Origin of the sequence: Agrobacterium rubi TR3 = NBRC 13261 (genome assembly GCF_000739935.1) — a bacterium.
GTDB lineage: Bacteria > Pseudomonadota > Alphaproteobacteria > Rhizobiales > Rhizobiaceae > Agrobacterium > Agrobacterium rubi.
In genome coordinates this window covers 1-26,099 of the sequence record NZ_BBJU01000030.1, presented here as the reverse complement: position 1 = coordinate 26,099, position 26,099 = coordinate 1, and the positions used below count along the sequence as shown (strand labels likewise).

Sequence of the window (26,099 nt, the reverse complement as noted above, 5' to 3'; positions counted from 1 at the left end):
ACGTCCGCTCATGCGGGCCGATGCTGATTCAACGTCATTATCAGATCTCGCTGCGGAAAAGCGTGTCGAATCATCATGCTGTAGGATGACGGAAACGCATTAACGATTTGCTAACTGTGGCAGGCCTGACTGGAAGGGTAACGTTCTCTCAAACTTGAAAATCTGATCTTCGGTAGGTCAGCTATGAGCGAAGATATCGGTATCTTCCCAACCCAGCAGATCGAGCTTGGCGCGCGTCGGCAAAAACGCAAAGCAGGCTTCGGCGTGTTCGTAACGGCCATCACGCAGAAGGCGTGCCGTCAGTTTTTCGCGCAGGGCATGGAGATAAAGCACATCGGAGGCTGCATATTCCAGTTGGGCCGAGGAGAGTTTTTCCGCAGCCCAATCGGATGATTGCTGTGCTTTGGAGATATCCACCTCCAGCATTTCCTTGAGGTTGTCTTTCAGGCCATGGCGATCCGTATAGGTGCGGCACAGGCGGGATGCGATTTTCGTGCAGAATACCGGTGATGAGGTGACGCCGAATGTGTGGAAGAGGACGGCGATGTCGAACCTGCCGTAGTGGAATATCTTCTGGCGGCTAGGGTCCTCCAGCATGGCTGTGAGGTTCGGTGCTTCTTTCTGGCCTTGCGCTATGCGGATGACATCCGCCGTGCCGTCGCCTGGCGAAAGCTGCACGACGCAGAGCCGGTCGCGTCGCGGGACCAGACCGAGCGTCTCCGTATCGATGGCGATAGCACCGGTGTAGCGCGCTGCGTCATTGAGGGAAATATCGCCTTCATGATAACGAATTTTCACGGCCATGTTGTTCTCCACTGCTGGATTGTCGAGCCGCTATAACCGAAACTGCCGTGCTGCGATACCAGTTACGCCGTTTTTCTATCCTTGAGATGGCCTTGCATCGTGGTCGTTTGGCAGGCTAGTTTGCCCAAATATTTCCAGCAATGAAAAGCGCTTCAGATTCATGCCAATCAAAATCTATCTTGCCGGGCCGGAAGTCTTTCTGCCCAATGCCCGTGACATGCTCGATGAAAAAGCAGAGTTAGTGCGCCAAGCCGGGTTGATCCCTCTTTCGCCGGGCGATCTGCAGATACCACCAGCGGATACCAAGCTGGGGCACGGCTGTAACATCAACGCTATCGACGAGCAGATGATGCTGGAGGCGGATGCCGTCATCGCCAATCTGACGCCATTTCGCGGCATCGCTGCCGATACCGGCACCAGCTATGAACTCGGGTTCATGTGCGCTTTGGGCAAGCCGGTCTTTGCCTATACCAATGTTGCTGCCAACCACTTCACCCGCATCATGGGTTATTATGGCGGCGTGGCAACGCAAGATGAGACCGGGCGTTACCGTGGCGCCGACGGGCTGTCCATCGAGAATTTCGACATGGCGGACAATCTCATGCTGCATGGTGGCATCATCCGGCGCGGTGGGGCTGTCGTCGTGGGCAACGCGCCAGCGGATGCGCTCTACACCGACCTTACGGCCTTCAAGGAGTGCCTGGCACTCGCGGTGAAGGCACTGACATCACAGACAGACTGACAAAGCGGAGACAGTGACATGAGCGGAACAATTCTGATTACGGGTGCGACCTCGGGTTTTGGGCTGGCAACGGCCAAGCTTTTCGCAAAGGATGGCTGGAAGGTCATCGGCACCGGCCGCCGCGCTGAGCGCCTTACGGAGTTGGGGGCAGACCTGGGTTCTTCGTTCCACGGCATGGTGTTCGACATCACCGACGAAGAGGCGATGGCGTCGGCGTTCAAGACATTGCCCCCAGAGTTTCAGGACATTGATGTTCTGGTCAACAATGCGGGTCTCGCACTCGGTACGGCGTCTGCACCGGACGTGCCGTTGAAGGACTGGCACACGATGGTGAACACCAATATCACCGGCCTCCTCAACATTACGCATCACCTGCTGCCCACGCTGATCGAGCGGCGCGGCATCGTCATCAATCTGTCGTCGGTTGCGGCTCACTGGCCTTATGCCGGCGGCAATGTCTATGCGGCGACGAAAGCGTTTCTGCGTCAGTTTTCCCTGGGGCTACGCTCAGACATGCACGGAAAAGGCGTTCGTATAACATCCATCGAGCCCGGAATGTGCGAAACGGAGTTCACCGTGGTGCGCACAGGCGGCAATCAGGACGCATCCGACAAATTGTACAAGGGCGTCAATCCCATTGTCCCGGATGATATCGCCAACACCATTCACTGGGTCGCGTCGCAGCCAAAACACATCAATATCAACAGCATAGAGTTGATGCCGGTCAACCAATCCTTCGCAGGCTTTCAGGTCCACCGCGACCAATGATCGCCTGGATGATGCCAGATTGATGAAAAACCGGGCATCGTTGTCTTAGCTATGCAAAAAATGCATCGCTGCATTGCGATACTCGCTCTGTTAAATTTCGTTGAGCGCGCTATATTCAAATCATCGAAGCGACGCACTCCTCCTCCCAGCGTCGCGAGATGTGGATCGACAACACTCCTCCTCCCAGTTGTCGATCAAGTTTAAAGCCTGCCGCACCTCCTCCCGCGGCAGGCTTTTCCTTTTCTAGGTCTTCCCAAATTTGTTTTGAAATGCGGCGGCGGATATCCAGCTGCCGTTATGTTTTCGTGTGCTCAGCCGTCAGATTTGAATGCCGCGCGAGGTCAGCATCGTTTGGATGTTGACTGCCGATCCCGTGTCAATCGACGCATTTGCCGCGATCCCGGTCAGGATGGACCATGCCCCGGACACATGGTCGGAGGCGCGATTGAAGCGATCCGGCTCCATGGATTGCGGATCGAAGATATAACCCAACATCACAGGGTCGGCGCCGCCGTGATCGCCCTTGCCCTTGGTGACCTCGATCATTCGCGGCGCTTGCCCTGCGATATGCAGTTGGGTTGTCACGGCTTCGTCATCGGCGCGTTCTCTGACGCCGCCGAACACACCGTGCACCTCAATGTGTTTGTGGATGAGTTCGCCTTTCGTGCCCTGAAACCGTATCTCGAGGCCTTCCCATGGCGAATAGGCAGTCAGCGTGTAGTTGGCCGTAGCCCCGGAAGCGTAACGGATGTGAGCCTGCATCGTGTCCTCGATGCCGATATCGGCGTCGAACACGCAACGGTCACGGAAATAGCCGTCCTCGTCTTCCGCCTCCAAATAAAGCGCGCGCAACTGTTCGTCAGCGGAGAGATCAAGGCGAAAATCGCATCTCTCCGCCACCGGACAGTCCGCACAGCGGGGGCCGTGGTCTTGCAGCCCGAGTTCGACGGCTGTTTCCGGCCGGTAGAAGGCGCGTTGGCCGGATGCAAACACTTCCGTTGGTGCGGATGCCAGCCACCAGTTGAGCAGGTCGAAATGGTGGGTGGATTTATGGACGAGGAGACCGCCGGAGTTTTCCTTGTGCCGGTGCCATCGACGAAAATAATCCGCACCATGGACACGGTCGAGATGCCAGCGAAAATCGACGGCCGTTACCTTGCCGATAATGCCGGATGCCAGCATCTCCTTGACCTGCGTACGGGCAGGGGAGTAGCGATAATTGAAGGTCACCATCACCTTGCGGCCGGTGCGTTTTTGCGCATCAATAATCTGCTTTAGCCGCGAAAGGTCAATGGTGAGTGGCTTTTCACAGATCACATCGCATCCTGCCTCGAAGGCCTTGACGATATAATCGGAATGCAGAAAGTCGGGGGTGGCGATGACGACCGTGTCGGGCTTCTGCTCTGCGATCAGCTGGTCGAAATTTTCAGCCAGATAGGTCGGAACGCCATTCGTGCCGGGTTTCGATATGGCATTCGCCGCTTCACCCAGACGGTGGGCGTTGCTGTCGCACAAGGCGACGATCTCATGTTGATCAGGATAGTCTTGCGTGATGGAATCGCGAAACATCTTGTGACGCGATCCGCATCCTACTATGGCGATTTTCACTGCTCTTCCCTTTGCTGCATAAAGATTTTGAGCGACGTATGGCTTGGCGAGAAACTGATATTACCTAAGCATTAAGTCATATTATGATTTTAATGCAAGTGGATTTCCCATGCTGCATTGCACTGATTTGCGGATGTCTGGGATTTGGAAATTGCGCTGCCAAAATCTAAAAAGGCGGCCCAAAAGGCCGCCTTTTCATTTGGATCTATCAGCCAAAAACTTAACCCGAGACGGCGATCTCGCGGCGCTCGCGATCGGTCACGATCGACAGATCGAGCACCTTCTGGAGATTGGCGGCGTGGCGGAAATCGGGGTCTGCCTTGCCGCCCTGCATGACGATGCTGGCGAACTTCTCGTAGTTCGTCTGTACCGGCTCCACTTCGATATCGCGCCAAATCGCCTTCTCAACGTCTTCCCCAAGGCAACCGCGAAGTTTGGAGTAGTCAGGCGTGTGAATGACTTCCAGCGCACCTTTGTCACCATGGAGGCGAAGGCGAAGTTCGTTCAAATGGCCGGTTGCCCAGCGCGTGGCATGGATGACGCCCATCGCGCCGTTGTCGAATTCGGCCGTCATGGTGAAGCTGTCATTGGCATCGAGATCGTAGACATCGATTCTGTTGCCTTCGTATTTGTCGAAGGTCTTCAATCGCGTGAAGATACGCTCCACATCCGTGCCGGCACCATAGGACGCGAAGTCGAGGATGTGGATGCCCACGTCACCCAGCACACCATTGGAGCCGTGTTTGGTGGACAGGCGCCAGAGCCATTTGCTCTCCGTCATCCAGTCGCCCCAAGCTTTGGAAACCAGCCAGCTTTGCAGGTAGGAGGCCTCCAGATGGCGCAGCTTGCCGATGGTGCCGTCCTTGACCATCTGGCGTGCTGCCTGAAGCGGTGCGACATTGCGGTAGGTGAGGTTGACCATGGCGACGAGCCCGGCCTTTTCTGCCGCATCCGCCATTTCTGCCGCCTTGGCATATGTTTCGGCCAAAGGCTTTTCGCAAAACACATGCTTGCCCGCGGCCAGCAGCTTGAGTGTTGTAGGGTGGTGGATGGCGTCGGGCGTGACGTTGGCAACCGCGTCGAATTCGCCCCATGCAATGGCGTCATCCAGCGAGGTGAAGGTGAGGGGGATGCTGTGGCGCAGTGCAAAGGCGCGCACCACGACATCGTCCACATCCACAGCAGCGACGAGCTCAACGCCGGAGATTTGAGAAAAATGCATGACATGGCTGTTGGCCATGCCGCCTGTTCCGAGAATCAGAAGTTTCATGATGGATTACCTGTAACCTGCTTCACCAGCCGCGTGCAATTTCGGACCACGCTCTTCGATCTTCTCCGGGGCCTGATCGACGGGAACGTTGGGGGCGTCATGGATACCGGTCAATGCGGAGGCTGGATTATAAGCCCATTTGACGGAGTTGCTGATGACCTTCTGGACGTTGGCATCGTGATAGGTCGGGTAGGTTTCGTGGCCCGGGCGGAAATAGAAGATGTTACCAGCACCGCGCCTCCATGTCAGGCCTGAGCGAAACACCTCGCCGCCCTGGAACCAGGAAATGAAGACGGTTTCGAGTGGTTCCGGCACAGAGAATTGCTCGCCGTACATTTCCTCGTTTTCCAGCTCGAAATGCTCGGGCAGACCGGCTGCGATCGGATGCCGCGGATTGATAGTCCAGACGCGTTCACGTTCGCCCGCCTCACGCCATTTCAAAGCGCAAGGCGTTCCCATCAGACGTTTGAACGGCTTGGAGAAGTGGCCGGAATGCAGCACGATGAGGCCCATGCCTTCCCAGACGCGCTTTGCAACGCGCTCGACAATCTCGTCCTGAACCGAGCCGTGGTCCTTGTGGCCCCACCAAACGAGAACGTCCGTCTTATCAAGCCGTTCTTGCGAAAGCCCGTGTTCCGGCTCCTGAAGCGTCGCCGTGGTCGCGTTGATCTCAGGCGTTTTGTTAAGCGCATCGGCAATCGTCGTGTGCATGCCGTTGGGGTAGAGCGAACGCACCGTTTCGTTGATGTGCTCATGGATGTTCTCGCCCCAAACGACGGTGTTGATAGTCATGCTTATGCTCCTTGATGGACCGGCGTTGTGAGAGGACTGCCGGTGAAGAGGGTCTTGATGGGTTCAGGCGGCGCGCGTTTGGGCTTTCGGCAAGGCGTCGCCCTGTGCGTCGAAGCGGTGAATGTGTTCAGGCAGCGGTGAGAGGGTGAGTTTCTGGCCGGGTTGCCGGGCGGAAACGCCTTCCTCGCGCACCACCACCGGCTCCTCGGTGCCCATATCCACATAGACATAGGTGTCGGAGCCCAGCATTTCCGAATGAATGATATCACCGGTCCAGCCCCCGGCATCCGCTGCAGCGGTAATGTGTTCGGGTCTGATGCCGACGGTATGGGCTCCATAGGCTTCGGCGAGTTTACCGGTCAGGAAGTTCATTTTGGGTGAGCCGATGAAGCCCGCAACGAAGGTGTTGACGGGTGTTTCGTAAAGCTCGAGCGGCGTGCCGACCTGTTCGACACGGCCATCACGCAACACACAAATTCTGTCCGCTAGCGTCATGGCCTCCACTTGATCATGAGTGACATAGATCATTGTCGTGTCAGGCATACTGCGGTTCAATTTGGCGATTTCGAGACGCGTTGCCACACGCAGGGCGGCATCGAGGTTGGACAGCGGCTCATCGAACAGAAACACCTTGGGGTCGCGCACGATGGCGCGACCGATGGCGACGCGCTGGCGTTGTCCGCCTGACAATTGTTTGGGCAGACGTTCCAGATAGGGCGTCAGTTGCAGCATCTCCGCTGCTGCCTCCACGCGCTTGCGGCGCTCGTCTTTCGTCGATCCGGCAAGCTTCAGGCCGAAAGCCATGTTCTCGAAAACCGTCATATGCGGATAAAGCGCATAGGACTGGAACACCATGGCCACGCCACGATTGGCGGGCGTCAGCCGGTTGACGACCTGACCTTCGAAAGAAAGCTCACCCGCGGTGATTTCCTCCAGCCCGCAGATGAGGCGAAGCAGGGTGGATTTGCCGCAGCCGGAGGGGCCGACGAAGACCATGAATTCGCCGGAGCGAATGTCCATGTCGATGCCTTTGATCACGTCGAAAGCGCCGAAGGATTTTTTGATATTGCGCAACTGAATGCTGGTCATGAATGGTCTCCTAACCTTTGACGCCACCAGCCGTCAGGCCGGAAATGATACGTCGCTGGAAGATCAGAACGAGGATGACGAGGGGCACTGTGACGATGACGGAGGCCGCCATGATCGTGCCCCATGGTATTTCGAATTGCGAACTGCCGGATAAAAGCGCGATCGCGACGGGCACAGTCCGCTGTTCGTTGGACGAGGTGAAGGTCAAGGCGAACAGGAACTCGTTCCACGCCGCGATGAAGGCCAGCAATCCCGTCGTCACCAAGGCGGGCCACATCAAGGGCAGGAACACCTGCGTAATGATGACCCAGGGTGAAGCGCCATCCACGATTGCCGCTTCCTCGATTTCGACCGGCAGATCCCGCATGAAGGTCGTCAGAACCCAGACCGTAAAGGGCAGGGTGAAAATCATGTAGGAGAAGATCAGTGCAAGCGGCGTATTGAAGACACCGGCCCAGCGAATGAGCTCGAACAGACCTGCAAGCACCGCAATCTGCGGAAACATCGAAACCGACAGGATGGTCAGCAGCAGAAGCGAGCGGCCTCTGAAGCGCACCCGAGCCAGCGCATAGGCGGCGGTAACGGCGAGAAAAAGCGAGAGCGCCACGACGCATGTCGCGACCAGCAGCGAATTGCCGAGATTGCGCAGGAAGCTGTCATTGCCCAGCACATCGCTGTAATTGCTGAAGGAAATGTTCGTCGGCAGATAGTTGATCTCGAACAGCGCCGTTCCGGTTTTGAAGCTCGTCAGGATCGCGTAATAGAAGGGAAACACCGCAACGATGACGATGACGGCGACCAGCGCGTAAAACGCCGTGTTCTTGATGAGGCTGGATGCGGTCATTTTGCGCCTCCATCGGTGTTCACCCGGCCAAGCCACATATAGATGATGGTGATGGAGGCGATGATGAGGAACAGCATGGTCGAAGCTGCTGCGCCATATGCGAACTTGTCGAAGTCGAACAGGTTTTCACGCGCCAGCACAGACATGGTGCGGGTCTGGGAATTGTTCGGCGTCAGAATGTAGATGAGGTCAAAGACGCGCATGGCATCCAGCATGCGGAAAATTACCGCAACCATCAGTGCAGGCCGGATCATCGGAAGCGTCACCCGCCAGAAGACCTTGATCGGATGAATACCATCCACCTTGGCGGCCTCATACATATCCTTCGGCACCATCTGAAGACCGGCCAGAATGAGCAGGGCCATGAAGGGTGTCGTCTTCCACACATCCACGATCAGCACTGCCGTCATCGCTGTCTCGGGATTGGCGGTCCAGGCGATCTTTTGCGAGATGAGGCCCAGGTTCAGCATCATGTCGTTAAGAATGCCGAACTGGTCGTTCAGCATCCACGCCCACATGCGCGCCGATACGATGGTCGGAATGGCCCAGGGAATGAGAATGGCGGCGCGAACGAGGCCGCGTCCCTTGAATTCGGCATTCAGCACCAGTGCGACAATCAACCCCAGAACCGTTTCGACTGACACGGAGACCAGCGTGAATTTCAATGTGTTCCACACCGCACCCCACCAGGCGGGGTCTGCCAGGAGACCGCGATAGACGGTGCGGCCACTGCTCAGCGTAATCCACGAGAAATAGTTCTTCAGGCCGACGAAATGTGCATCGGACAGGCTAGTCAGCGAAGCATCCGTCAGACTGAACCAGACGGTCCTCATCAGCGGCCAGCCGGCAACCAGTGCCAGTGTCAGAAATGTCGGGGCCAGAAACAGCCATGCGGAGCGAAGACGTTCCGATTGGAGATCGGAACCGATCGCCGCCACTGCGGGCCGGTCAGGGGATATTTGGGTCATGTCGCTTCCCACAATGTCGTATGACGTCAAGCGGCCATCGGCAGCCGCCTGACGGGGCGGGCCGAATTACCAGCTGCTACCCTTGAGGTCGGTGAGCTCGACTTCGAGTAGTTCGAGATTTTCAGCAGCCGTACCGGTGCCGGACAGCGTGTTGTGAACCGCACCCCAGAACTTGGCGGAAACTTCGTTATACTTGATTTTCGTTGCCGCAGATGGGCGGGGCACGGCGGTCTCGAAAATCGGCTTCCACAGCGGCATGAAGGGCTGCGCTGCGGCAACATCCTTGTCATCATAGAGCGATGCGATGGTCGGCATGTTGGAAAGCTCGACGGCTCGCTTTTTCTGTGTTTCTTCGGAGCCCAGGAATTTCACCAGCGCAATCGCGGCTTCCTGGTTCTTGGAATATTTGGAAACCGCCGCATTCCAGCCGCCCAGAGTGGACGCGGCTGCTTCACCTTCCGTGCCCGCTGGCAGAGGCACGACGCCGAACTTGCCCTTGATGGCGCTGTCACCGCCATTGCCCAGCGCATAGACATAGGTCCAGTTGCGCATGAAGACAGAATTGCCCGTCTGCCAAACGCCGCGTGCTTCCTCTTCCTTATAGGCAAGAGCGCCCGGCGGAGAAATCGTTCCGATCCAGCTCTTGGCTGTTTCAAGGGCTGCGGCTGCCTTTTCGTTGTTGATGCTAATGTCGCCATTGGTCTCGACGATATGCCCACCACCGGCTGATGCAATCCATTCCAGCGCGTTGCAGGTCAGGCCCTCATAGGCGCTGCCCTGAAACACGAAGCCCCACATGTCTTTCTGCCCGGCTTCGCGTTCCTTGTCCTGAACATCCTTGGCCGTCTCGGCCAGTTCCTTCCAGGTCTTGGGTGGCTGCTTACCGTACTTTTCCAGCAGGTCCTTGCGGTAGAAGAGGGCGGGAGCATCGGTGTACATGGGCATGGCAACAAGCTTGCCATCGACAGTCTGCGACGCGATGACGGATGGGAAGTGCTTGGCAACGACATCCTTGGCAGCGTCCGTCAAATCCACGAACTGTTCTGCCAGCTGAGGTGCCCAGACGACGTCGGTCTGATAGACGTCAACGTCAGTATTTCCGGCGGCCAGCCACAGGCGGTACTGGCTGAACTGCTCGCTGGACGAAGGCGGCATAGTCACCAGCTTGACCTTGTGACCGGTCTGCTTCTCGAATGCCGCCAGTTGCTCGCGGATGAAATTCAGGTTTTTGCCAGTGGAATTCGCAGCCATCGAAATTTCGGCTGCCTGGGCACTTATCCCAACCAACAGGACGCCACTGCATAAATACAAGATTCTCGTTGAAATATTCATCGTCAAACTCCTCCATGGCGTTTTTCAATCATCCTCTAAATTGAAAACGCTTTCGACTTTTTGGAAGCTCTCAAATTCTTTTCACGCTGTCAACGGGTATTGATTTCTCCGTCTGTGGAAATAATCGGTGGTTATATGGACGAATTTCACGTTTCGGTTCGGGTTCTATGCATTTCGCTTATTGTGTGTTGAAAGCGATTTCAAATTTCAGAGCTTGAAACTTTGCGCCGATCAACGCATGCAAAGGAAAACGGCAGGGCTCATGAAACTCAAGGAATTCGCGGAGAAAGTGGGATTGTCGCCCACGACGGTCAGCAGGGCGCTTGGCGGTTATCCGGAGGTGCGGCAGGAAACCCGCGAACGGGTGATGGACGCTGCCCGCAAGCTGGGCTATCGGCCCAATGCGAATGCGGTGCGCCTCGTCACGGGAAAGGCCGGTGCCATCGGCGTCGTCATGGGTCGAAGCGGGGGCGGACATTTCTTCTCGGAATTCATGGGCGGTATGGCCAGCCGTCTGGTTGGTGAGGATACCGACATCACCGTCAGCGTCACGACCGACAATGATCTCAACGAAGAGCTCAAAATCTTCAGCCGTTTGGCGGCCAGTGGTCGTGTCGATGGCATCATCATCCACTCACCCCGTCCAGATGACGAGCGGATCGCATTGCTGCACAAGCTTGGTGTGCCCTTCATCGTGCACGGGCGCTCCGCCACCAAGTTCGAACACGCATGGCTGGATATCGACAACCATTCGGTCGCCTATCTCTCGACGGTCCATTTACTGGAGCGTGGCCATCGGAATATCGCCTTCATCAACGGTCCGCAGGGCCGGACGTTTGCCATCGACCGTGAAAAAGGCTATCGCGACGCGCTGGAAACGATGGCGATTGCCGCTGAAGCGCGCATGATGCTGTCGGCACCGTTCAGTGAAGAGACGGCATTTCAATTTGCACGCTCCCTGCTGGAGAAAGCCGCGCGCCCGACCGCATTCGTCGCTGGCGCAATGATGACGGCCCAAGGTGTCTATCGTGCCGCCAGCCAACTTGGCCTGTCCATCGGCAAGGATGTGTCTGTCATCGCACATGATGACGTGTTTCCGTATCTGACCCCGGAAAGCATGTTGCCATCCCTCTCCACCACCCGTTCTTCCCAGCGCATGGCGGGCGAGCGGGTCACGGATTTGCTGTTGCAAATCATCGCTGGCCGTCCCGTGCAGGAATGTCAGGAGCTCTGGCCTGTCGACCTCGTGCTGCGGCAATCATCAGGGCCTGCAAGCTGATATTTTGTTCACCTTTTGATATAACACATTATCAAAAAAATCGTGTTAGATGTTTGATTCATAACCCATCAATGTTTGCGCTAATGTGGAGGGAACGCTAGCGCCAATCGATGCGTTATCAATTTCGAATGGGAGGAAGCCATGTTCGATTTTCTGAAAACTCAGCACACAATGATCCAGGAAGATGAGACCGGCACCTATGCCGACGCTCTGCTCCAAATGCGTGAAGCGCAGACTGATCAAGCCGTTATTCGCGAATACGGCCATGAGGCCCATCTGCGCGATTATGGTGACCAGCGCGAAGTGGCGAGGAACTCGCTCGGCTTCGCGTGACTGTTCCGTATTGGAACCTTGGCAGGACGACCGCGTTTTCAAACACGACTAATGATGAGGCGGGCAGATTTTCGCCTGAATGGACTGAATTGGCGAACCTAGGGGTGGACCAATAGGCGATTTCGGACGAAGCACTGCCCGCCTTAATAGTTTTAGGGAAGACAAATGAGCATGTTGCCAGTTGAGCCGGTTCCCGGTGAAATTCCACCCGCGCCGCCGGGGCAGGATATTCCGCCGATCAAGGAACCGGAGCCCGATCACCTGCCAGATGAATCCCCAGTTCCGAATCCGGACGAAAACGACAATCCACCAAGCGTGCTTTGATCGTCGTTTCGATGTGTTCAACTCATGAGAACGACTAAAATTTGAAGCGATGTGCTGGCGTTCCGGAGACCGGCGCGTCGAACGCTATCACCGTGCCTGGAACGATAGCGCCAGCCTGTTCCGTTCTCAAGCTTGTCAGATAGAGCGTTTTGAGATCTGAACCGCCGAAACATGGCATGGTTGGTCCGTTGAATGGGAAGCGATACACTTCCACCAGGTCTCCCTCGGGAGAGAAGCGATTTAGCCGTCCAGCACTGACCCCGGCACTCCAGTAATAGCCTTCGCAGTCTGTTGCGGCACCATCCGGCCTGCCTTCACCCGGTTTGAAATCGTGCATTCGCGTTGCAGCGCCAAGTTTGCCGGTAACAGGATCGAAATCGAACATTTGGTACATCAGGCCGCTGCTGTCTGAATGATACATCGTCCGGCCGTCAGGGCTCCACGCCAGTCCGTTCGATGTCAGCATTCCGCCATCGATCAGACATTGAACATCTCCACTGGGCGAGACGCGGTAGAGACGGGCGTTGCCGGTTGGCGGCACCGCTTCATCGCGCGTTCCAACCCAGAAGTGCCCGTCCGGTCCCACCTTGCCGTCATTCAGACGGCTGTCGGCGCGCCCGTTGTCCGGGTTGCACAAACGCTCGATCTTGCCTGTTTCAGGATCGAGCAGATGCACACCCGTTTGTAGGCCAACAACGATTGTCTCACTTTCGCAAAGGCCAAGACAGCCGACCGCTGCGGGCATATCGAAGCGATCGAGTTTTCCAGACTGCCGGAGGCGAAAGACCGCGGGCGCGAGAATATCGACGAACCACAGATCGCCGGTCCGCTCGTCCCACACGGGGGATTCGCCCACATGTAAGGGCACGTCGATGATTTGGCGAAACGTCGGTTCGAATATCTGAGGTGCGGTCACGATCAGCCTCCCACGCCCTGGAACATTCGCGCTCTGGCCTTCAAAATATGGTTCTTCATCGCATCGTGAGCAGCCTGCTCGTGCCGGGCAAAGATTGCGTCAACGATTGCGGTATGCTCGTTTTGCACGTCGCGCACATGCTGCGGTGTGCGCTTGAGGCTGAGACTGCGCGTGACGGACTGGCCGATCGAAAAATGCGGTTTGAACCATGTTCGCACCGTGATGTGAAACTGGTTCTGGCTGGCGATGGCGATGGCTTCGTGCAAGGCGAAGTCTTCGTCCGCGCCGAGATCGCCACGTTCGAGACAGTGTTCCAGTGCGACGAGTGCCTCCTCCATACGGGCTCTGTCGGCGGCCTGCCAGTTGCGTGCCGCCAGTTCCGCAGCTGAGGATTCCAGACCGGACCTGAATTCGAAGAAGCGTTGAATGTCTGCCAGCGAGCCGACCGGCACCTGTTGTAGCACCGAGAGATCCGGTTGCTGGCGCACATAAGAGCCGGAGCCTTTGCGGGACACGATCAGATCGTCATTGCGCAACCGTTCCAGTGCTTCGCGCACGACCGGGCGGGACGCCCCGAACATGACCGTCAAATTCTGCTCGGACGGCAAACGTTCGTTGATGGGAAAACGCCCATCCGAAATCATACCGACGATCTTTTCGTAGATGATATCGCTAAAGCGCGTTTCGCTCTTGGGTGGGGCGGGTGTGGCCAGATTGTGCATCAGCGCCCCTTTGTCCGTTAAACCGAGTTGGCCATTTGCCCTCTCAGTGACCGCGTTTCGCTCACCTCAATAAAAAATCTGTAAAAATCTGTCAATACTTGTAATCATCTGAAAACGCTCATATGGTCTGCATGCCGGTGGAGGATCGGTGCGCTGGCTGGCCGGGAGGGCCGTTGTGGCGGGGCGGGAGCCCTTGCCGCTGCCGGGGAGATTTTGGGAGGATATTCTATGAGCGTTGGTGATGTATTTTCGCTGGGCGTGACGCGCCGTACCTTTGTGGCCGGGCTTGGGGGTGTCGCTGCGATGTCCCTCGTGGGGACCTCTGCCAAAGCCGCAGCAGGCAAGGAAGCGCCAGCGCTGGCAGCTTTGGTAAAAGACGGCAAGTTGCCGCCACTGGCCGAGCGTTTGCCGAAAAATCCGATGGTGGTGACGCCGCACGAAAAGGTCGGCACCTATGGCGGAACGCTTCGCCGCGGTCTGCGCGGTTCGTCGGACCACAACGGCATCCTGCGCATGGTCGGCAACCAGAGCCTTGTGCGCTGGAACATGGACTTCACGGAAGTTCTGCCGAACCTCGCCGAAAAGTGGGAGATCAACACCGACGCGACGCAGTTCACGTTCCATCTGTTGCAGGGTGCCAAATGGTCTGATGGCCATCCCTTCACCGCAGATGACGTGGTGTTCGCCATCGAGGACTGCATCAAGAACAAGGAGCTCTACAGCGCCACCCCAGCCCAGCTATCCGTCGCGGGCAAGGCGGTCAACGTCGAAAAGATCGACGACTTCACCGTCAAGTTCACCTTCGCGGCGCCCAACGCGCTTTATCTCGAAAATCTCGCAACACCGCTCGGTCAGCATCCGACGATGTTTGCCAAGCATTACTGCAGCAAGTTCCTGCCCAAATACAACACGGCGCTGGATGCCGATGTGAAAGCCGCCGGTGTTTCCAGCTGGACCGAGCTATTCCGCGCCAAGTGCGGTGATATCGAGATACCCTCGCGCTGGTCGAATGTTGACAAACCGACGCTGGACCCGTGGGTGGTCAAGGAGCCCTATTCCGGTGGGGCGACCCGTGTCGTCATGACGCGCAACCCGTATTTCTGGCAGGTCGATACCGAAGGCAACCAGCTGCCTTATATCGATGAGGTCAATTTCGGCATTTCGCAGGATGTGGAATCGCTGATGCTGAATGTCATCTCCGGCAAGATCGACATTCAGGAACGCCATATCAGCGTTCTCGCCAACAAGCCGACGCTGTCGCAGAACATGAAAAAGGGCGATTACCGGCTTTTGACGCTGGTGCCATCGGCTGCGCAGCAGTGCCAGATCTATCTCAACATCACCCATAAAGACCCGGCGATGCGCAAGATGTTCGCCGACAAGTCGTTCCGTCAGGCGTTGTCGATCGCTCTCAACCGTCAGGAGATCGTTGATATCGTCTATTTCGGCCAGAGCGAGGGCTATCAGGCCGGACCGCGCCCGACCCACCCCTGGTATCACGAAAAACTGGCCCGCCAGAACATCGAATACGATGCCGACAAGGCCAATCAGCTTCTCGACGCGGCTGGCTACGACAAGAAAAACGACAACGGCATGCGCCTGCGTCCCGACGGTCAGCCGGTGTTCTTCTCCATCGACGTCATCCCGACGCTCTATCCTGATCTGGTCGATGCTCTGGAACTGGTAAAGGCGCAGTGGGCGCAGATCGGCGTCGATATCAAGGTCAACACCATCGAGCGTGCGCTCTATTACACACGCGGCGATGACAATGCCCATGATGCGGCCGTCTGGCCCGGCCCCGGCGGCCTTGACCCGATGCTGGACCCACGTGATTTCTTCGCGTTCCACCCTCAAGGGTCGCGTTATGCCATTCCCTGGGCCATCTGGTACACGTCCAACGGCCAAAGGGGCGAGGAGCCGCCGGAAAGTCAGAAGCAGCGCTTCAAACTGTTCGATGAGGCGCGTTCCACCGCCGATCTTGCAATCCGTGGCGAGAAGATGAAGCAAATCTTCGATATCGCGGCGGACGAATTCGAGACCATCGGTCTTTGCCTTGCAGTGGGTGGTTTCGGTATCATCCGCAACAATCTGCGCAATGTGCCGGAGACGGAACCCGATAGCTGGTCGTGGCCGAACCCGGGTCCGGCGCTGCCGCAACAGTTTACCTTCACAAGCTAAAGCGCCACGCAGGCGTCGCTGGCCACAGCGACGCCTGTTCAGATTGTGTCGACCGCCCGTCATCCGTCTTCTCGTATGGTCGGTGCGCGCGGTGAAATGATTGCGAGAGCGACATGCTGATTTTTATCGTGAAACGCCTGCTGTGGATGATCCCGTCCCTGTTTGCCGTCAGTTTTCTGGCCTTCGTGCTCATCCAGTTGCCACCCGGCGACTATGTGACGACTTATATCGCGACCCTGGCCGCTTCCAACGAGGTCATCGATCACAACACGGCGGCCCAGTTGCGAGAGCGTTTCGGGCTCGATGACCCGATGATCCTGCAATATCTGAAATGGATATGGGGCATCGTCAGCCGTGGTGATTTCGGCATATCGTTCGAGTGGCAGCAGCCGGTGTCGGGTCTGATCTGGGAACGCATGGCATTGACGCTGGTTCTGGCTGTCGCAAGCCTTCTGGCGACATGGGCCATAGCCCTTCCCATCGGCGTTTTCTCTGCTGTTCGCAAATATTCCATCGGCGATTATCTCTTTACCGCCTTTTCCTTTTTCGGCCTTTCCGTGCCGTCTTTCCTGCTGGCGCTGGTGCTGATGTATATCGCGGCGGTCGAGTTTGGAGCGGATGTCGGCGGGTTGTTTTCGCCGGAATATGAAACGGCGTCCTGGAGCATCGCCAAGATGGTGGATCTCATGGCGCATATCTGGCTGCCGGTCGCCATTCTCGCCATTTCTTCTACTGCCAGCCTCATCCGCGTCATGCGCGCCAATATGCTGGACGAGTTGCCGAAACCCTATGTGACCACGGCGCGCGCCAAGGGCCTGTCGGAGTTTCGCCTGCTGACGAAATATCCTTTGAGAATTGCGCTCAACCCCTTCATTTCCACCATTGCATGGCTGCTGCCGAACCTCATTTCGGGCTCGGTCGTCGTTGCCATCGTGCTCAACCTGCCCACTGCCGCACCGCTGCTTTTGCAGTCGTTGATGGCGCAGGACATGTATCTCGCCGGGGCCTTCGTGCTCCTGATCTGCGCGCTGACCCTCATCGGATCGCTGATCAGCGATATCCTGCTGGCGCTGGTCGATCCCCGAATCCGTCTCGAATAGGAGGGCGTCATGAGTGACATTGCCATCACCACCGCTGTCCGCCCAGACCGCGCCGCCGTCGCCTCGCAATGGCAGCTCATCTGGTGGGCGTTCAAACGCCACCGGCTGGCCATGGTCGCGCTGTTCATTACCGTTGCCATGTATATCGTGGCGCTGGTGCCCGGCTTTTTTGCCATCAATGATCCGGTATTGCAAAATGCGCGCGCCACCTTCTATCCACCGCAACGTGTTCATTTCATCGATACGACAGATGGCTTCTCCGTCGGTCTTCACTACTATCCGCTGAAGCTGACGCGCGATCCCGAAACGCTGGCCGCCGTGTTCGTGGAAGATACGGGCAAGAAAATCCCCATTCAGCTTTTCGGTCGTGGGTACGAATATTCGGTCCTTGGCCTGTTCAACACCGACATCCATCTTCTGGCCTCCACCGATAAGACACGTCCTCTCTTCTTGTTCGGGGCGGATCGTCTCGGGCGCGATGTCTTCAGCCGCGTTGTGCAGGGGTCGCAAATCTCGCTCTCCATCGGTCTTGTCGGCGTGTTTTTCTCGCTGCTGCTCGGCGTCGTTTTAGGCGGTATCTCAGGGTACTATGGCGGACGCATCGATTTCGTCATGCAGCGCGTGATCGATTTCGTGCTGTCGCTGCCCACCATCCCCATCTGGCTCGCCATGGCCGCGGCACTGCCGCAGGGCTGGCCTGCGACACTGCAATACATGATGATCACCATCATCCTGTCGCTCACCGGTTGGGCACAGCTTGCCCGCGTTGTGCGTGGTCGCTTCCTGTCGCTTAGAACGGAAGAGTTCGTGGCTGCCGCGCGGCTGGATGGCGTGCCCGAAAGGCGCATCATTTTCCGTCATATGTTGCCCAGCTTCTCCAGCCATATCATCGCTTCGGTCACGTTGGCCGTCCCGGCAATGATCCTTGCGGAGACGTCGCTGTCATTCCTTGGCCTCGGCCTTCAGCCTCCGACGATTTCGTGGGGCGTGCTGCTACGCGAAGCCCAGAATATTCGCTCCATCGCAACTGCACCTTGGCTGTTCCTGCCCGGTGTTGCCGTGGTCGTCGCCGTCATGGCGCTCAACCTGCTGGGTGACGGTCTGCGCGACGCAGCCGACCCCTACAACAAGTGAGGCCACAGATGAGCGATATCCACGCAATCAAGCCTGCCAATGCCAAGCCGCTTTTGGAAGTCCGCAATCTGGTCACCGAGTTTCCGGTGCGCAATGGTGTCTTCCGCGCCGTCAACGATCTCTCGTTTTCCATAGAACCCGGCAAGACATTGTGTGTTGTGGGCGAAAGCGGTTCCGGCAAATCCGTCACCGCCCGATCCATCCTGCAAATCATCGACAGCCCCGGCCATATCGCGTCCGGCGCCATTATCCTCAACCGCGCCAACGGCACGACGCTGGATCTGGCGAAGCTCGACCCGCGTAGCCGCGCCATTCGCTCGGTGCGCGGTGCGGACATTGCGATGATCTTTCAAGAGCCGATGTCGTCGCTGTCGCCGGTTCACACAGTTGGCGATCAGATCACCGAAGTGCTGCGACTGCATTTGAAGATGAGCAAGGCACAGGCGCGCGCGGAAGCTATCGAACTGCTGCGGCAGGTCGAGATTCCCAATCCGGAAACGGCGCTGGACAAATATGCCTTTCAATATTCGGGCGGCATGCGCCAGCGCGCCATGATTGCCATGGCGCTTGCCTGCAAACCGCAATTGCTGATCGCGGATGAGCCGACGACAGCACTCGACGTCACCACACAGGCAGAAATCCTCGATCTCATCGCCCGTCTGCAAAAGGCGCAAGGCATGGCCGTGTTGTTCATCACCCATGACATGGGTGTGGTGGCGCAGATTGCCGATGACGTGCTTGTCATGCACCACGGCGTTGCCAAGGAATATGGCACAGTCGAGCAAATCTTCCACAGCCCGCAGGACCCTTACACCCGCATGCTGATCGGCTCCGTTTTAAAGCTGGAGCAGAAAGCCGAAATACGGCTCGCCCGGCCGCCGCTCGATCTGACAGCCGCACCCATTCTCGAGGTCAAGGATCTCTCCATGCACTTCGGCGATATGAAGGCGCTGGACGGTGTGTCCATCAAGCTTTTACCCGGCGAAACACTCGGCATCGTCGGGGAAAGCGGTTCCGGCAAGACCACCATGGGCCGCTCCATCATGCGTCTCTATGACCCGACTGGCGGCGAGATGCTCTATCGTAAGGTGGATGGTACGGTTGTCGATCTGGCCAAGATCGAAGGCGCTGAACTCAAAACCGCCCGGCGCGAATTGCGCATGGTGTTTCAGGACCCGTTCGGTTCGCTCAACCCGCGCATGACGGTGGCGCAGGTCATCGGTGAACCGCTTCTTGTCAATGGCATCGCCAAGGGCAAGGAACTGGACGAGCGCGTTTGCGCGCTGATGGATCAGGTCGGGCTAGACCCTGCCGGGCGTGAACGCTACCCGCACGCCTTTTCTGGCGGCCAGCGCCAGCGCATCGGCATCGCCCGCGCCATCACGCTTCGACCGCGCATCATCGTTGCCGATGAGGCGACCTCAGCGCTTGACGTCTCCGTTCGCTTCCAAGTTCTGGATTTGCTGATGCGACTTCAGGACGAACTTGGTCTCGCCTACATCTTCATTTCCCACGATATCGGCGTCATCAGATATATGTGTGACCGCGTCGGCGTCATGTATCGCGGCAAGCTGGTGGAGGTAGGTGATGCGGAGAAGGTCTGCAACGCGCCGGATCATCCCTACACGCAGGCGCTTCTCTCCGCCATTCCACGACCCGATCCGCGTGACCGGGATCGCACCCGCCGTTTCCGTTACGTCGCACCTGCCATCACGACAGAAAGCAAAGCCGGATAAACGGTGCGCCGGCTGAAATTCATGAGGAAGACAAGAGCATGAAAATCGATCGCATGCGGGTATTCGTTACCCGCGACAAGGACCGTCCGCGGGTTGTCGTGGCGCTGGATACCGATGACGGGCTGACCGGCTGGGGCGAATGCTACAATCACGGCCCCGATCTCGCTTTGCCGCCGATCCTCGATTACCTCTACAACTTCCTTGCGGGCGAAGACCCGACGCGGGTGGAATATCTCTATAACCTCATGCTTCAGCAGAACCGTTTTCCTCCGGGCGCACTGGGGCTTTCCGCCATTTCGGCGCTCGACCATTGCCTGTGGGATCTAGCCGCCAAGGCCGCTGGCGTGCCGGTCTACAAGTTGCTTGGCGGGGAAGTTCGTGACCGCATCAAGGTCTATGCCGGTGTCTACACCGCCCCGGATGCACCGGCGGCGAAGGAGGAGTTCGACCGTCTGAACGAAGAGTGGGGCTTCACCGCCTTCAAGCTCAGCCCATGGCGTCTCGATATCCACGCCCATCGCTGGGGCGAGGTCGTCAAAAGTTCGGCAGACTATTTCCGGTCGCTTCGCGAAACCGTGCGCTCGGATTACGATATCGCCTTCGATGCCCACGCCAAGATTTTTGAACCCGCCGCGGCCCGTCAGCTTGGTAATGCGCTGGCGCCATATGATCCGCTGTTTTTCGAAGAGCCCTTGCGTCCTGAGAATATCGAGATGTGGGGCGACTTGAAGCAGGGGCTGAACTGCACGCTGGCCACCGGCGAAAGCCTGTATAACCGCAATGAATTTCTGCGGCTCTTGCAGGTCAAGGGTGCCGATATCATTCAGCCGGATATTTGCGTCGTCGGCGGCATATCGGAAATGCGCCGCATCGCAACGCTGGCGGAAGCACATTTCGTCAGCATCGCGCCGCACAATCCCATGGGGCCGCTCGCCACTGCCGCCAACGTCCATTTCTCTGCCGCCCAGCAGAATTTCCGCATTCTGGAATACCGCCTGCCCAAGGGCCAATGCTATGTCTATGGTGGCACGGATCTGGAAAAACGCGAGGACGAGACCCGTTACGTCGTCGATCCCTATCTGCCCAAGGACGGTTACCTCGAATTGCGGCCAGACCGCCCCGGCTGGGGTGTCGAGATGGATGAGAAGGCGATGCAAGAGGATGGTTACGTCCACTGGCAGCGCCGCGTCCCGAAACGGCCAGACGGTTCCTATGCCTTCGCCTAATGTGATTTCGATCGCCAGCGGGCCGTTCTCGGCCCGCATCTGCCCTGAATGGGGTGGACGCATGATGCATCTCGCTCATGCGGATGTTGGCGATCTGCTTGTGCCGACTACAGCAGAGGTGTTCGAGCCATTGGACTGGCCGAAGGCCGGGGCTTATCCGCTCTTTCCTTACCATAACAGGCTCTACCGTGCATCTTTCGACCATGCCGGCGTTGAGTATCATGTGATGCCGCACCCAGCACTCGGTCCTGATGCCATGCACGGCCCCGCGCATCGTCGCCCATGGCGCATTGCAAGCCACAAAGCCAATCAGGCCACGCTGTCTCTCGAATATGCAGCCGATGCCGAATGGCCGTTTGCTTTCGAAGCCCAACAGTCATTCTCATTAAACGGGCAGGAGCTTTCAGTGAAGCTCACCATCACGAACCGCGCAGCCGTTCCGGCACCCGTTGGTATCGGCTGGCATCCCTATTTCGCCGTCGGGCTGGAGGACGATGTTTGGACAGATGCGTCTCTTGCCTATCCGCTGGATGCGCATGACGTCCCCACCGGCAGTCCGCCTTGCGCCCGCGCAGCGTCGACGCTCCCCGCCGCGGCAGGCTATACCCAGCATCTGGCGAACTGGTCCAAGGCAGGGATTCGCTTGGACGGAGGCTTCCATCTGGTCTTAGAGGCAGATCCGGTCTTCCACCATCTGGCTGCGCACCGCACGGAAAACTATGTCTGCCTCGAGCCGGTTTCCATGGCAGCCGGTGCTCTGCACCAGCCGGAACAGCATCGGGCCGATTGGGGGCTCACGATCCTGTCACCGGGAGACAGCCTGACCGGCACAATATGCCTGCACATTCACAATTCTTCTGATTAAGACCTCACGTCACAATCCCATGCCGACAGCCTGCGTCCGGTGGATGCCTTTGGGCACGAAAGCAAATTCGTCGGCAAATCCCAGCAAATCTGCCGCAATGTGCAGGGTCGACAGCCACATCTCCGTGCCTTGCAGGCTTGGTTGTTGACCTGCGGCAAAGGCAAAGCCTTCATTCTCCTGCCACTGGTCAGCGCATTGCAAGATAATGGTTTCGGCCATTATTTCCGCCTCTTTGCGCCTCGCATCTGTTTGCTTCAGGCACAACCAGAGCGGATGGACCGTGTCGAGCAGATTGCAGGCCGTATAGGTCTCACCCGAAAAACCAGCATAGTTTCGATAGTGAGTGATGACGGAGTTGATGGCAGCGTCCGGGAAGGGGACCGGCAGGCCGAACTGGGCATAGGTCCCGCGTGTCAGGCGGTAAAAACCGTTGACGGGTTGCAGCAGACCATCCTGCGCTGTCGGTTTACCCCAGAGCCCGGTGGTGCGGTCGGCATGCATCGTCAGCCATCCAAACAGGGCCTCCCGTCCCGAACCCGCGCCAAAGTAGCGGGCGTTGAAGTAAAGCGCCGTGCCGATGGCATCGATCCGGTCTCCGCACCGCCACGCGCGGGTGCTCCAGGGCAGGCGATCGAGCCACGCGCAAAGAGATGGCGTGTCCATCTGCGCGCCCGATATCGGGTGTTGTGGATGAGACCCCAGGATTTCCAACGCGTAGCCAATTGCCAGCACGTTATAGAGAGCGGGATAATCCTCGCGAATATCGGTGCCGGGCAGGGGCGGCAAAAATGGATCGGGAAAGAACGCGCTGGCCGGGTCCTGAAATGCGCGCAGACGCGTGGCGATACCTGCTGCCTCTTCTCCCGCCGGTACCTCGCCAAAACCGGCCGCGATTTCGATGGCGTCACATTCATGTCTGAGGCTGGTCTGTGGCACACCATCGGCCCCAGCCGAGACGTAGCGGCCATCGCGTTTCGCGCGCTCAAGAATGCCGCGCCACTGCGCGGACCCAACCTTACCGATCCGCTGCAATGACTGCGATACCTCGCCCCGACGCGATTTGACGGTGGCAGCCTTTTCGCCACGCTTGCGAATGACCTTGGCAGGCACGCCTGCGGCAATCGCCATGTCCGGGATGTCTTTCACGACAACCGAACCGGCGGCGATGACCGCGCCTTTGCCGATGGTCACACCATCCAGCACCACGGCATTGGCACCGATCCAGACATCGTCGCCAATGGTAATTCCTAACGTCTCGTGCTTTTGCTGGTAGATCGGCACGTCGGGATCATCGAACCCGTGGTTGAAGCCGACGATCGAGACGAGAGACGCAATGCGGACACCATTGCCGCATCGCACCTTACCGGAAATGCAGGCATAAGGATTGACCGTGCAATTGGCACCAAACTCCACATCGCCGCGCACGATGGCATGACCCGCAATCCATGAGTTCTCCCCGAGCCTCAATTGCGCGGCAAACACATGCGCCTCTCGGGCGATATAAGCGGTGTCAGCAAGATCAGCACCGGCGATGTCGGTCAGACGTTTCTTGAACGCCACCTGCGCCGGGGCATTGATGTCATCGTGTCGGCGCTCCCATGTCAAAACCTGAAGCCGCTTTTCACGCTCGGCCTCAAGGTCCGGGTCATTGTCCATTGTAAACCTCAAAGGCAACAGGTGATCCAGGCGGCCTCAAGCGATTGATGCAATCTCACGCTTCACACGCTCGACAATGTGTCGAAGTTCTGAACGCTCGGCCTCGTTCAACGTCTCGACGCCAGGGGTGCGAACAGGCCCCACATCGGTCCCCAACATCCCGATCGCTTCCTTGACGACGGTGACATTGGCACCATTGTGATACTTCGTCCGCATGGCTTCGAAACTGGCAATACCATCGATCAGCCCGCGTGCGGTCTCGTAATCGCCCATTTCCAAAGCCCGGTGAATGGCGTGCGAACGCTCTGGAAAGACATTGACGAGACCAGAGGTGAAACCACGCGCGCCCATCGCATAAAAGGCCGGTGCCCAGCCTTCTGCCAGTCCGCAAACCCAGATGGCGGGTGCATCCTTTGTCGCTCTGATGACTTCGGCCAACAGCATCAGATTGCCGGAGGCGAATTTGATGCCGGCGATATTGGGATGCAGCGCCAACGTGCGAAAGTCCTGGACGGAGAAACTGTCGCTACGCACATAGGCGATAACGGGCACGGTCGACGCCTCGGCCAGTTCAAGGAAGTATTTCGCCTGATAGCTCGGCCCTGCAAACGGGTCCATCGGGTGATGTCCCATAATGGCGTCGGCGCCTTCGGAAATGGCATCGCGCGCAAGTGCTTTGGCCTCGGTCAGGGAACGGCCGACAGCCGCACTGACGAGAGATTTACCGTTCGCCGCCTTTATCGCTGTGCGGTGGACCACCCGAACCTCATCCAGCGTCAATGTAAAGAACTCACCTGTGTTTCCCGCCACCATCAGATTGTGCACGCCGGCATCGGCCATTTTTGTGATGAGTGCGGAGAGTTTGTCGGTATCGATGTTCCCGTCGGCACCATAGGGCGTCACCGGAACACCGGATATGCCCTTCAATGCGGTGCGAACTTTTTCCATTGCTTCGTTCACGTCTGATCTCCTCCCGTTTTATCAAAAATCATCTTCAAATATGTCGCACCCGAACGCATAACGTGGTCGCGCATAGCTCTTTCCGCACAGTCGCTTTCCCCGGCGATAATGGCTTGTGCGATATGTGTATGTTCTTCCAGCGCCTTGGTGCACTCGCTGGGGTCCAGATGAATGACGCGCCGAATACTCGCATCATAGAAACGCTGCCGCTCGATCATTTTGGCAAGGTACCGGCATTGCGAAGCGACGTGGATTTGGTCGTGAAATGTCTCATTAAGGGCAATGAGCTCATCGACACCACCTTCGGCCGTCGCGCTCTGCATTTTCTCGATGGTTCGCTCCAGCGCATCTCGTGCCTCTGGCACTAATCGTTTGGCCGCGAGATGCGCGATCATTGATTCCAGCGCAGCACGCGCCAAAATCGTTTTCCTCGGCCCAATCGACGTTGAAACGAATGATCACGCCACGCCGTGACAGCGTCTCGACCAGGCCTTCCGCTTCCAGTTGCCGCAGGGCTTCTTTGATCGGTGTCGTGCTCACGCCGAGCTGTTGCGCAAGCTGGCGCTCGTTCAACCGCTCATCCGGCGCAAAGCTCCTAGACAGGATCGCTGTTCTCAAGTTGCGATGCACATGGTCACGCAAACTCGTCAGTAATTGCGGATCGATCCGCGATATCCTGTTTGCCTCCATGGCCAAGCCTTTATTGTCCTGCACGATACCACATACGCTGCCAGCAACACCAATCTGATATATCAGATTTCAGATTGGTGTCGATCCTCAATGGAAGAAACATGGAGATTTGAGGACGGTCCTTGATCAGACGGGAGGAGGGCTATTTGAACCAGCAGCGTTAATATCAGAAGCAACCTCTACCCCCACCTCTCCAGCAAAGGTGTGGGCATCTTGCGTTTTAGCGATTTGGGGGGAACTTGTGCAGTCGAAGGGGTGTTTTTGGCAGAAAGGGAAAATAGCTTTATTAAAACATACAGTTAGATATTTTCTGATTTTTCTTGTTTGGTGGCTGTTGACTTGTTTCGGGGTGTTCCTCTATAAGTCCGCTCACTGACGAGGGCGGCGGCGCTGCTAGCGACGATGTCCTTCGTTCTTGAGAAAACTGAAGATTAGGCTTACGAGTTTTGTCTTTTGGATCAGGGCCTTGGTTGGTTTTGGTTAGGTTTTTTTGACACTGATGTGTGTCTGTTTTTTGACAATTGAATATGGAAGAAAGAGAAACGTGGGCGGCGAGGCTTGCGGGACGGGTAGAGATGCCTGTTCTTTGAAAGAGACTTTGACGGTCACGTTTTAATGAGAATACACCTGGTCCTTTTGGCGATCTTCGGATTGCTGGATTGATTGAGCGCTGTGAAGCGTTTGGTTGGTTTTAAGGATTGGTGTGAAGTTCTCGTCGATTCAGAATAACGTGATTTAAGTCAATGATTGAATTCTCAACTTG

The 26,099-nt window shown here is 57.3% G+C and carries 24 protein-coding genes and 1 pseudogene; 11 read left to right on the top strand and 14 right to left on the bottom strand.

Annotation, left to right across the window (positions count from 1 at the left end; genetic code table 11):
* Positions 1 to 177: 177 nt before the first annotated feature.
* Positions 178 to 804: a ribonuclease D gene (locus tag RRU01S_RS22425; RefSeq protein WP_045232494.1), complete on the bottom strand. Its 627-nt coding sequence runs from the start codon at positions 802 to 804 to the stop codon at positions 178 to 180.
* Positions 805 to 964: 160 nt separating this feature from the next.
* On the opposite strand from RRU01S_RS22425, the gene RRU01S_RS22420 reads away from it, so the two are divergent.
* Both RRU01S_RS22420 and RRU01S_RS22415 read left to right on the top strand, forming a co-directional pair.
* The gene (locus tag RRU01S_RS22420) at positions 965 to 1,546 is read left to right on the top strand and encodes a nucleoside 2-deoxyribosyltransferase (RefSeq protein ID WP_045232459.1); all 582 of its coding nucleotides are present in this window, start codon (positions 965 to 967) and stop codon (positions 1,544 to 1,546) included.
* A gap of 18 nt (positions 1,547 to 1,564) precedes the next feature.
* On the top strand, positions 1,565 to 2,314 hold the full coding sequence (locus tag RRU01S_RS22415) for an SDR family oxidoreductase (protein WP_045232458.1): 750 nt from the start codon (positions 1,565 to 1,567) through the stop codon (positions 2,312 to 2,314).
* Between the two features lie 318 nt (positions 2,315 to 2,632).
* On the opposite strand, the gene RRU01S_RS22410 is transcribed toward RRU01S_RS22415, so the two are convergent.
* The 7 genes from RRU01S_RS22410 to RRU01S_RS22380 all read right to left on the bottom strand — a co-directional run bounded on the left by RRU01S_RS22410 (position 2,633) and on the right by RRU01S_RS22380 (position 10,217).
* Positions 2,633 to 3,922, bottom strand: a complete 1,290-nt coding sequence (locus tag RRU01S_RS22410) for a Gfo/Idh/MocA family protein (protein ID WP_052816209.1) — start codon at positions 3,920 to 3,922, stop codon at positions 2,633 to 2,635.
* 220 nt (positions 3,923 to 4,142) lie between these two features.
* Complete coding sequence (locus RRU01S_RS22405) at positions 4,143 to 5,192, bottom strand: Gfo/Idh/MocA family protein (RefSeq protein ID WP_045232456.1); 1,050 nt, start codon at positions 5,190 to 5,192, stop codon at positions 4,143 to 4,145.
* Between the two features lie 6 nt (positions 5,193 to 5,198).
* The gene (locus RRU01S_RS22400; protein WP_045232455.1) at positions 5,199 to 5,984 is read right to left on the bottom strand and encodes a ThuA domain-containing protein; all 786 of its coding nucleotides are present in this window, start codon (positions 5,982 to 5,984) and stop codon (positions 5,199 to 5,201) included.
* Positions 5,985 to 6,047: 63 nt separating this feature from the next.
* Positions 6,048 to 7,073: an ABC transporter ATP-binding protein gene (locus RRU01S_RS22395; protein WP_045232454.1), complete on the bottom strand. Its 1,026-nt coding sequence runs from the start codon at positions 7,071 to 7,073 to the stop codon at positions 6,048 to 6,050.
* A gap of 10 nt (positions 7,074 to 7,083) precedes the next feature.
* Positions 7,084 to 7,917, bottom strand: coding sequence for a carbohydrate ABC transporter permease (locus RRU01S_RS22390; RefSeq protein ID WP_045232453.1), 834 nt, complete (start codon positions 7,915 to 7,917; stop codon positions 7,084 to 7,086).
* Positions 7,914 to 8,885 carry a carbohydrate ABC transporter permease gene (locus tag RRU01S_RS22385; protein ID WP_045232452.1) on the bottom strand — a complete coding sequence of 324 codons (972 nt, stop codon included), beginning with the start codon at positions 8,883 to 8,885 and terminating at the stop codon, positions 7,914 to 7,916. Before RRU01S_RS22385 ends, RRU01S_RS22390 begins: the two co-directional genes overlap by 4 nt.
* Positions 8,886 to 8,951: 66 nt before the next feature.
* Entirely contained in the window at positions 8,952 to 10,217 is a 1,266-nt protein-coding gene (locus RRU01S_RS22380) for an ABC transporter substrate-binding protein (RefSeq protein WP_045232451.1), read from the bottom strand.
* A gap of 262 nt (positions 10,218 to 10,479) precedes the next feature.
* On the opposite strand from RRU01S_RS22380, the gene RRU01S_RS22375 reads away from it, so the two are divergent.
* The 3 genes from RRU01S_RS22375 to RRU01S_RS26265 all read left to right on the top strand — a co-directional run bounded on the left by RRU01S_RS22375 (position 10,480) and on the right by RRU01S_RS26265 (position 12,153).
* Entirely contained in the window at positions 10,480 to 11,496 is a 1,017-nt protein-coding gene (locus RRU01S_RS22375) for a substrate-binding domain-containing protein (RefSeq protein ID WP_045232493.1), read from the top strand.
* A gap of 141 nt (positions 11,497 to 11,637) precedes the next feature.
* A complete protein-coding gene (locus RRU01S_RS22370) occupies positions 11,638 to 11,829 on the top strand; it encodes a hypothetical protein (protein WP_045232450.1) in 192 nt (63 codons plus the stop codon).
* 165 nt (positions 11,830 to 11,994) lie between these two features.
* A complete protein-coding gene (locus RRU01S_RS26265; RefSeq protein WP_165572264.1) occupies positions 11,995 to 12,153 on the top strand; it encodes a hypothetical protein in 159 nt (52 codons plus the stop codon).
* A 34-nt stretch (positions 12,154 to 12,187) separates the two neighbouring features.
* Here the strand turns inward: RRU01S_RS26265 and RRU01S_RS22365 are convergent, their stop codons facing one another.
* A complete protein-coding gene (locus tag RRU01S_RS22365) occupies positions 12,188 to 13,069 on the bottom strand; it encodes an SMP-30/gluconolactonase/LRE family protein (RefSeq protein WP_045232449.1) in 882 nt (293 codons plus the stop codon).
* Between the two features lie 2 nt (positions 13,070 to 13,071).
* The gene (locus tag RRU01S_RS22360) at positions 13,072 to 13,791 is read right to left on the bottom strand and encodes a FadR/GntR family transcriptional regulator (RefSeq protein ID WP_045232448.1); all 720 of its coding nucleotides are present in this window, start codon (positions 13,789 to 13,791) and stop codon (positions 13,072 to 13,074) included.
* Between the two features lie 228 nt (positions 13,792 to 14,019).
* On the opposite strand from RRU01S_RS22360, the gene RRU01S_RS22355 reads away from it, so the two are divergent.
* The 6 genes from RRU01S_RS22355 to RRU01S_RS22330 all read left to right on the top strand — a co-directional run bounded on the left by RRU01S_RS22355 (position 14,020) and on the right by RRU01S_RS22330 (position 22,030).
* Entirely contained in the window at positions 14,020 to 15,969 is a 1,950-nt protein-coding gene (locus tag RRU01S_RS22355; protein WP_045232447.1) for an ABC transporter substrate-binding protein, read from the top strand.
* 113 nt (positions 15,970 to 16,082) lie between these two features.
* Positions 16,083 to 17,069, top strand: a complete 987-nt coding sequence (locus tag RRU01S_RS22350; RefSeq protein WP_045232446.1) for an ABC transporter permease — start codon at positions 16,083 to 16,085, stop codon at positions 17,067 to 17,069.
* A 9-nt stretch (positions 17,070 to 17,078) separates the two neighbouring features.
* Positions 17,079 to 18,203, top strand: a complete 1,125-nt coding sequence (locus RRU01S_RS22345) for an ABC transporter permease (protein ID WP_045232445.1) — start codon at positions 17,079 to 17,081, stop codon at positions 18,201 to 18,203.
* 8 nt (positions 18,204 to 18,211) lie between these two features.
* Positions 18,212 to 19,939: an ABC transporter ATP-binding protein gene (locus tag RRU01S_RS22340; RefSeq protein ID WP_045232492.1), complete on the top strand. Its 1,728-nt coding sequence runs from the start codon at positions 18,212 to 18,214 to the stop codon at positions 19,937 to 19,939.
* Between the two features lie 38 nt (positions 19,940 to 19,977).
* Positions 19,978 to 21,165: a galactarate dehydratase gene (locus RRU01S_RS22335; RefSeq protein WP_045232444.1), complete on the top strand. Its 1,188-nt coding sequence runs from the start codon at positions 19,978 to 19,980 to the stop codon at positions 21,163 to 21,165.
* Positions 21,152 to 22,030: an aldose epimerase family protein gene (locus RRU01S_RS22330; RefSeq protein WP_045232443.1), complete on the top strand. Its 879-nt coding sequence runs from the start codon at positions 21,152 to 21,154 to the stop codon at positions 22,028 to 22,030. Before RRU01S_RS22335 ends, RRU01S_RS22330 begins: the two co-directional genes overlap by 14 nt.
* 9 nt (positions 22,031 to 22,039) lie before the next feature.
* Here the strand turns inward: RRU01S_RS22330 and RRU01S_RS22325 are convergent, their stop codons facing one another.
* The 4 genes and pseudogenes from RRU01S_RS22325 to RRU01S_RS26785 form a co-directional block, all read right to left on the bottom strand.
* The gene (locus RRU01S_RS22325; RefSeq protein ID WP_045232442.1) at positions 22,040 to 23,686 is read right to left on the bottom strand and encodes an acyltransferase; all 1,647 of its coding nucleotides are present in this window, start codon (positions 23,684 to 23,686) and stop codon (positions 22,040 to 22,042) included.
* A 36-nt stretch (positions 23,687 to 23,722) separates the two neighbouring features.
* Positions 23,723 to 24,634, bottom strand: a complete 912-nt coding sequence (locus RRU01S_RS22320) for a dihydrodipicolinate synthase family protein (RefSeq protein ID WP_045232491.1) — start codon at positions 24,632 to 24,634, stop codon at positions 23,723 to 23,725.
* An 8-nt stretch (positions 24,635 to 24,642) separates the two neighbouring features.
* The gene (locus RRU01S_RS26790) at positions 24,643 to 25,065 is read right to left on the bottom strand and encodes a GntR family transcriptional regulator (RefSeq protein WP_234936209.1); all 423 of its coding nucleotides are present in this window, start codon (positions 25,063 to 25,065) and stop codon (positions 24,643 to 24,645) included.
* Between the two features lie 97 nt (positions 25,066 to 25,162).
* Positions 25,163 to 25,336 (bottom strand): annotated as a pseudogene (locus tag RRU01S_RS26785) (GntR family transcriptional regulator); the annotation flags it as partial.
* Positions 25,337 to 26,099: the final 763 nt, after the last annotated feature.

Bases quoted from the DNA above. Each gene is read 5' to 3' on its own strand.
- RRU01S_RS22425 (WP_045232494.1), bottom strand. From the start codon at position 804: ATGGCCGTGAAAATTCGTTATCATGAAGGCGATATTTCCCTCAATGAC.
- RRU01S_RS22420 (WP_045232459.1), top strand. From the start codon at position 965: ATGCCAATCAAAATCTATCTTGCCGGGCCGGAAGTCTTTCTGCCCAAT.
- RRU01S_RS22415 (WP_045232458.1), top strand. From the start codon at position 1,565: ATGAGCGGAACAATTCTGATTACGGGTGCGACCTCGGGTTTTGGGCTG.
- RRU01S_RS22405 (WP_045232456.1), bottom strand. From the start codon at position 5,192: ATGAAACTTCTGATTCTCGGAACAGGCGGCATGGCCAACAGCCATGTC.
- RRU01S_RS22400 (WP_045232455.1), bottom strand. From the start codon at position 5,984: ATGACTATCAACACCGTCGTTTGGGGCGAGAACATCCATGAGCACATC.
- RRU01S_RS22395 (WP_045232454.1), bottom strand. From the start codon at position 7,073: ATGACCAGCATTCAGTTGCGCAATATCAAAAAATCCTTCGGCGCTTTC.
- RRU01S_RS22390 (WP_045232453.1), bottom strand. From the start codon at position 7,917: ATGACCGCATCCAGCCTCATCAAGAACACGGCGTTTTACGCGCTGGTC.
- RRU01S_RS22385 (WP_045232452.1), bottom strand. From the start codon at position 8,885: ATGACCCAAATATCCCCTGACCGGCCCGCAGTGGCGGCGATCGGTTCC.
- RRU01S_RS22380 (WP_045232451.1), bottom strand. From the start codon at position 10,217: ATGAATATTTCAACGAGAATCTTGTATTTATGCAGTGGCGTCCTGTTG.
- RRU01S_RS22375 (WP_045232493.1), top strand. From the start codon at position 10,480: ATGAAACTCAAGGAATTCGCGGAGAAAGTGGGATTGTCGCCCACGACG.
- RRU01S_RS22370 (WP_045232450.1), top strand. From the start codon at position 11,638: ATGTTCGATTTTCTGAAAACTCAGCACACAATGATCCAGGAAGATGAG.
- RRU01S_RS26265 (WP_165572264.1), top strand. From the start codon at position 11,995: ATGAGCATGTTGCCAGTTGAGCCGGTTCCCGGTGAAATTCCACCCGCG.
- RRU01S_RS22360 (WP_045232448.1), bottom strand. From the start codon at position 13,791: ATGCACAATCTGGCCACACCCGCCCCACCCAAGAGCGAAACGCGCTTT.
- RRU01S_RS22355 (WP_045232447.1), top strand. From the start codon at position 14,020: ATGAGCGTTGGTGATGTATTTTCGCTGGGCGTGACGCGCCGTACCTTT.
- RRU01S_RS22350 (WP_045232446.1), top strand. From the start codon at position 16,083: ATGCTGATTTTTATCGTGAAACGCCTGCTGTGGATGATCCCGTCCCTG.
- RRU01S_RS22345 (WP_045232445.1), top strand. From the start codon at position 17,079: ATGAGTGACATTGCCATCACCACCGCTGTCCGCCCAGACCGCGCCGCC.
- RRU01S_RS22340 (WP_045232492.1), top strand. From the start codon at position 18,212: ATGAGCGATATCCACGCAATCAAGCCTGCCAATGCCAAGCCGCTTTTG.
- RRU01S_RS22335 (WP_045232444.1), top strand. From the start codon at position 19,978: ATGAAAATCGATCGCATGCGGGTATTCGTTACCCGCGACAAGGACCGT.
- RRU01S_RS22330 (WP_045232443.1), top strand. From the start codon at position 21,152: ATGCCTTCGCCTAATGTGATTTCGATCGCCAGCGGGCCGTTCTCGGCC.
- RRU01S_RS22325 (WP_045232442.1), bottom strand. From the start codon at position 23,686: ATGGACAATGACCCGGACCTTGAGGCCGAGCGTGAAAAGCGGCTTCAG.
- RRU01S_RS22320 (WP_045232491.1), bottom strand. From the start codon at position 24,634: ATGGAAAAAGTTCGCACCGCATTGAAGGGCATATCCGGTGTTCCGGTG.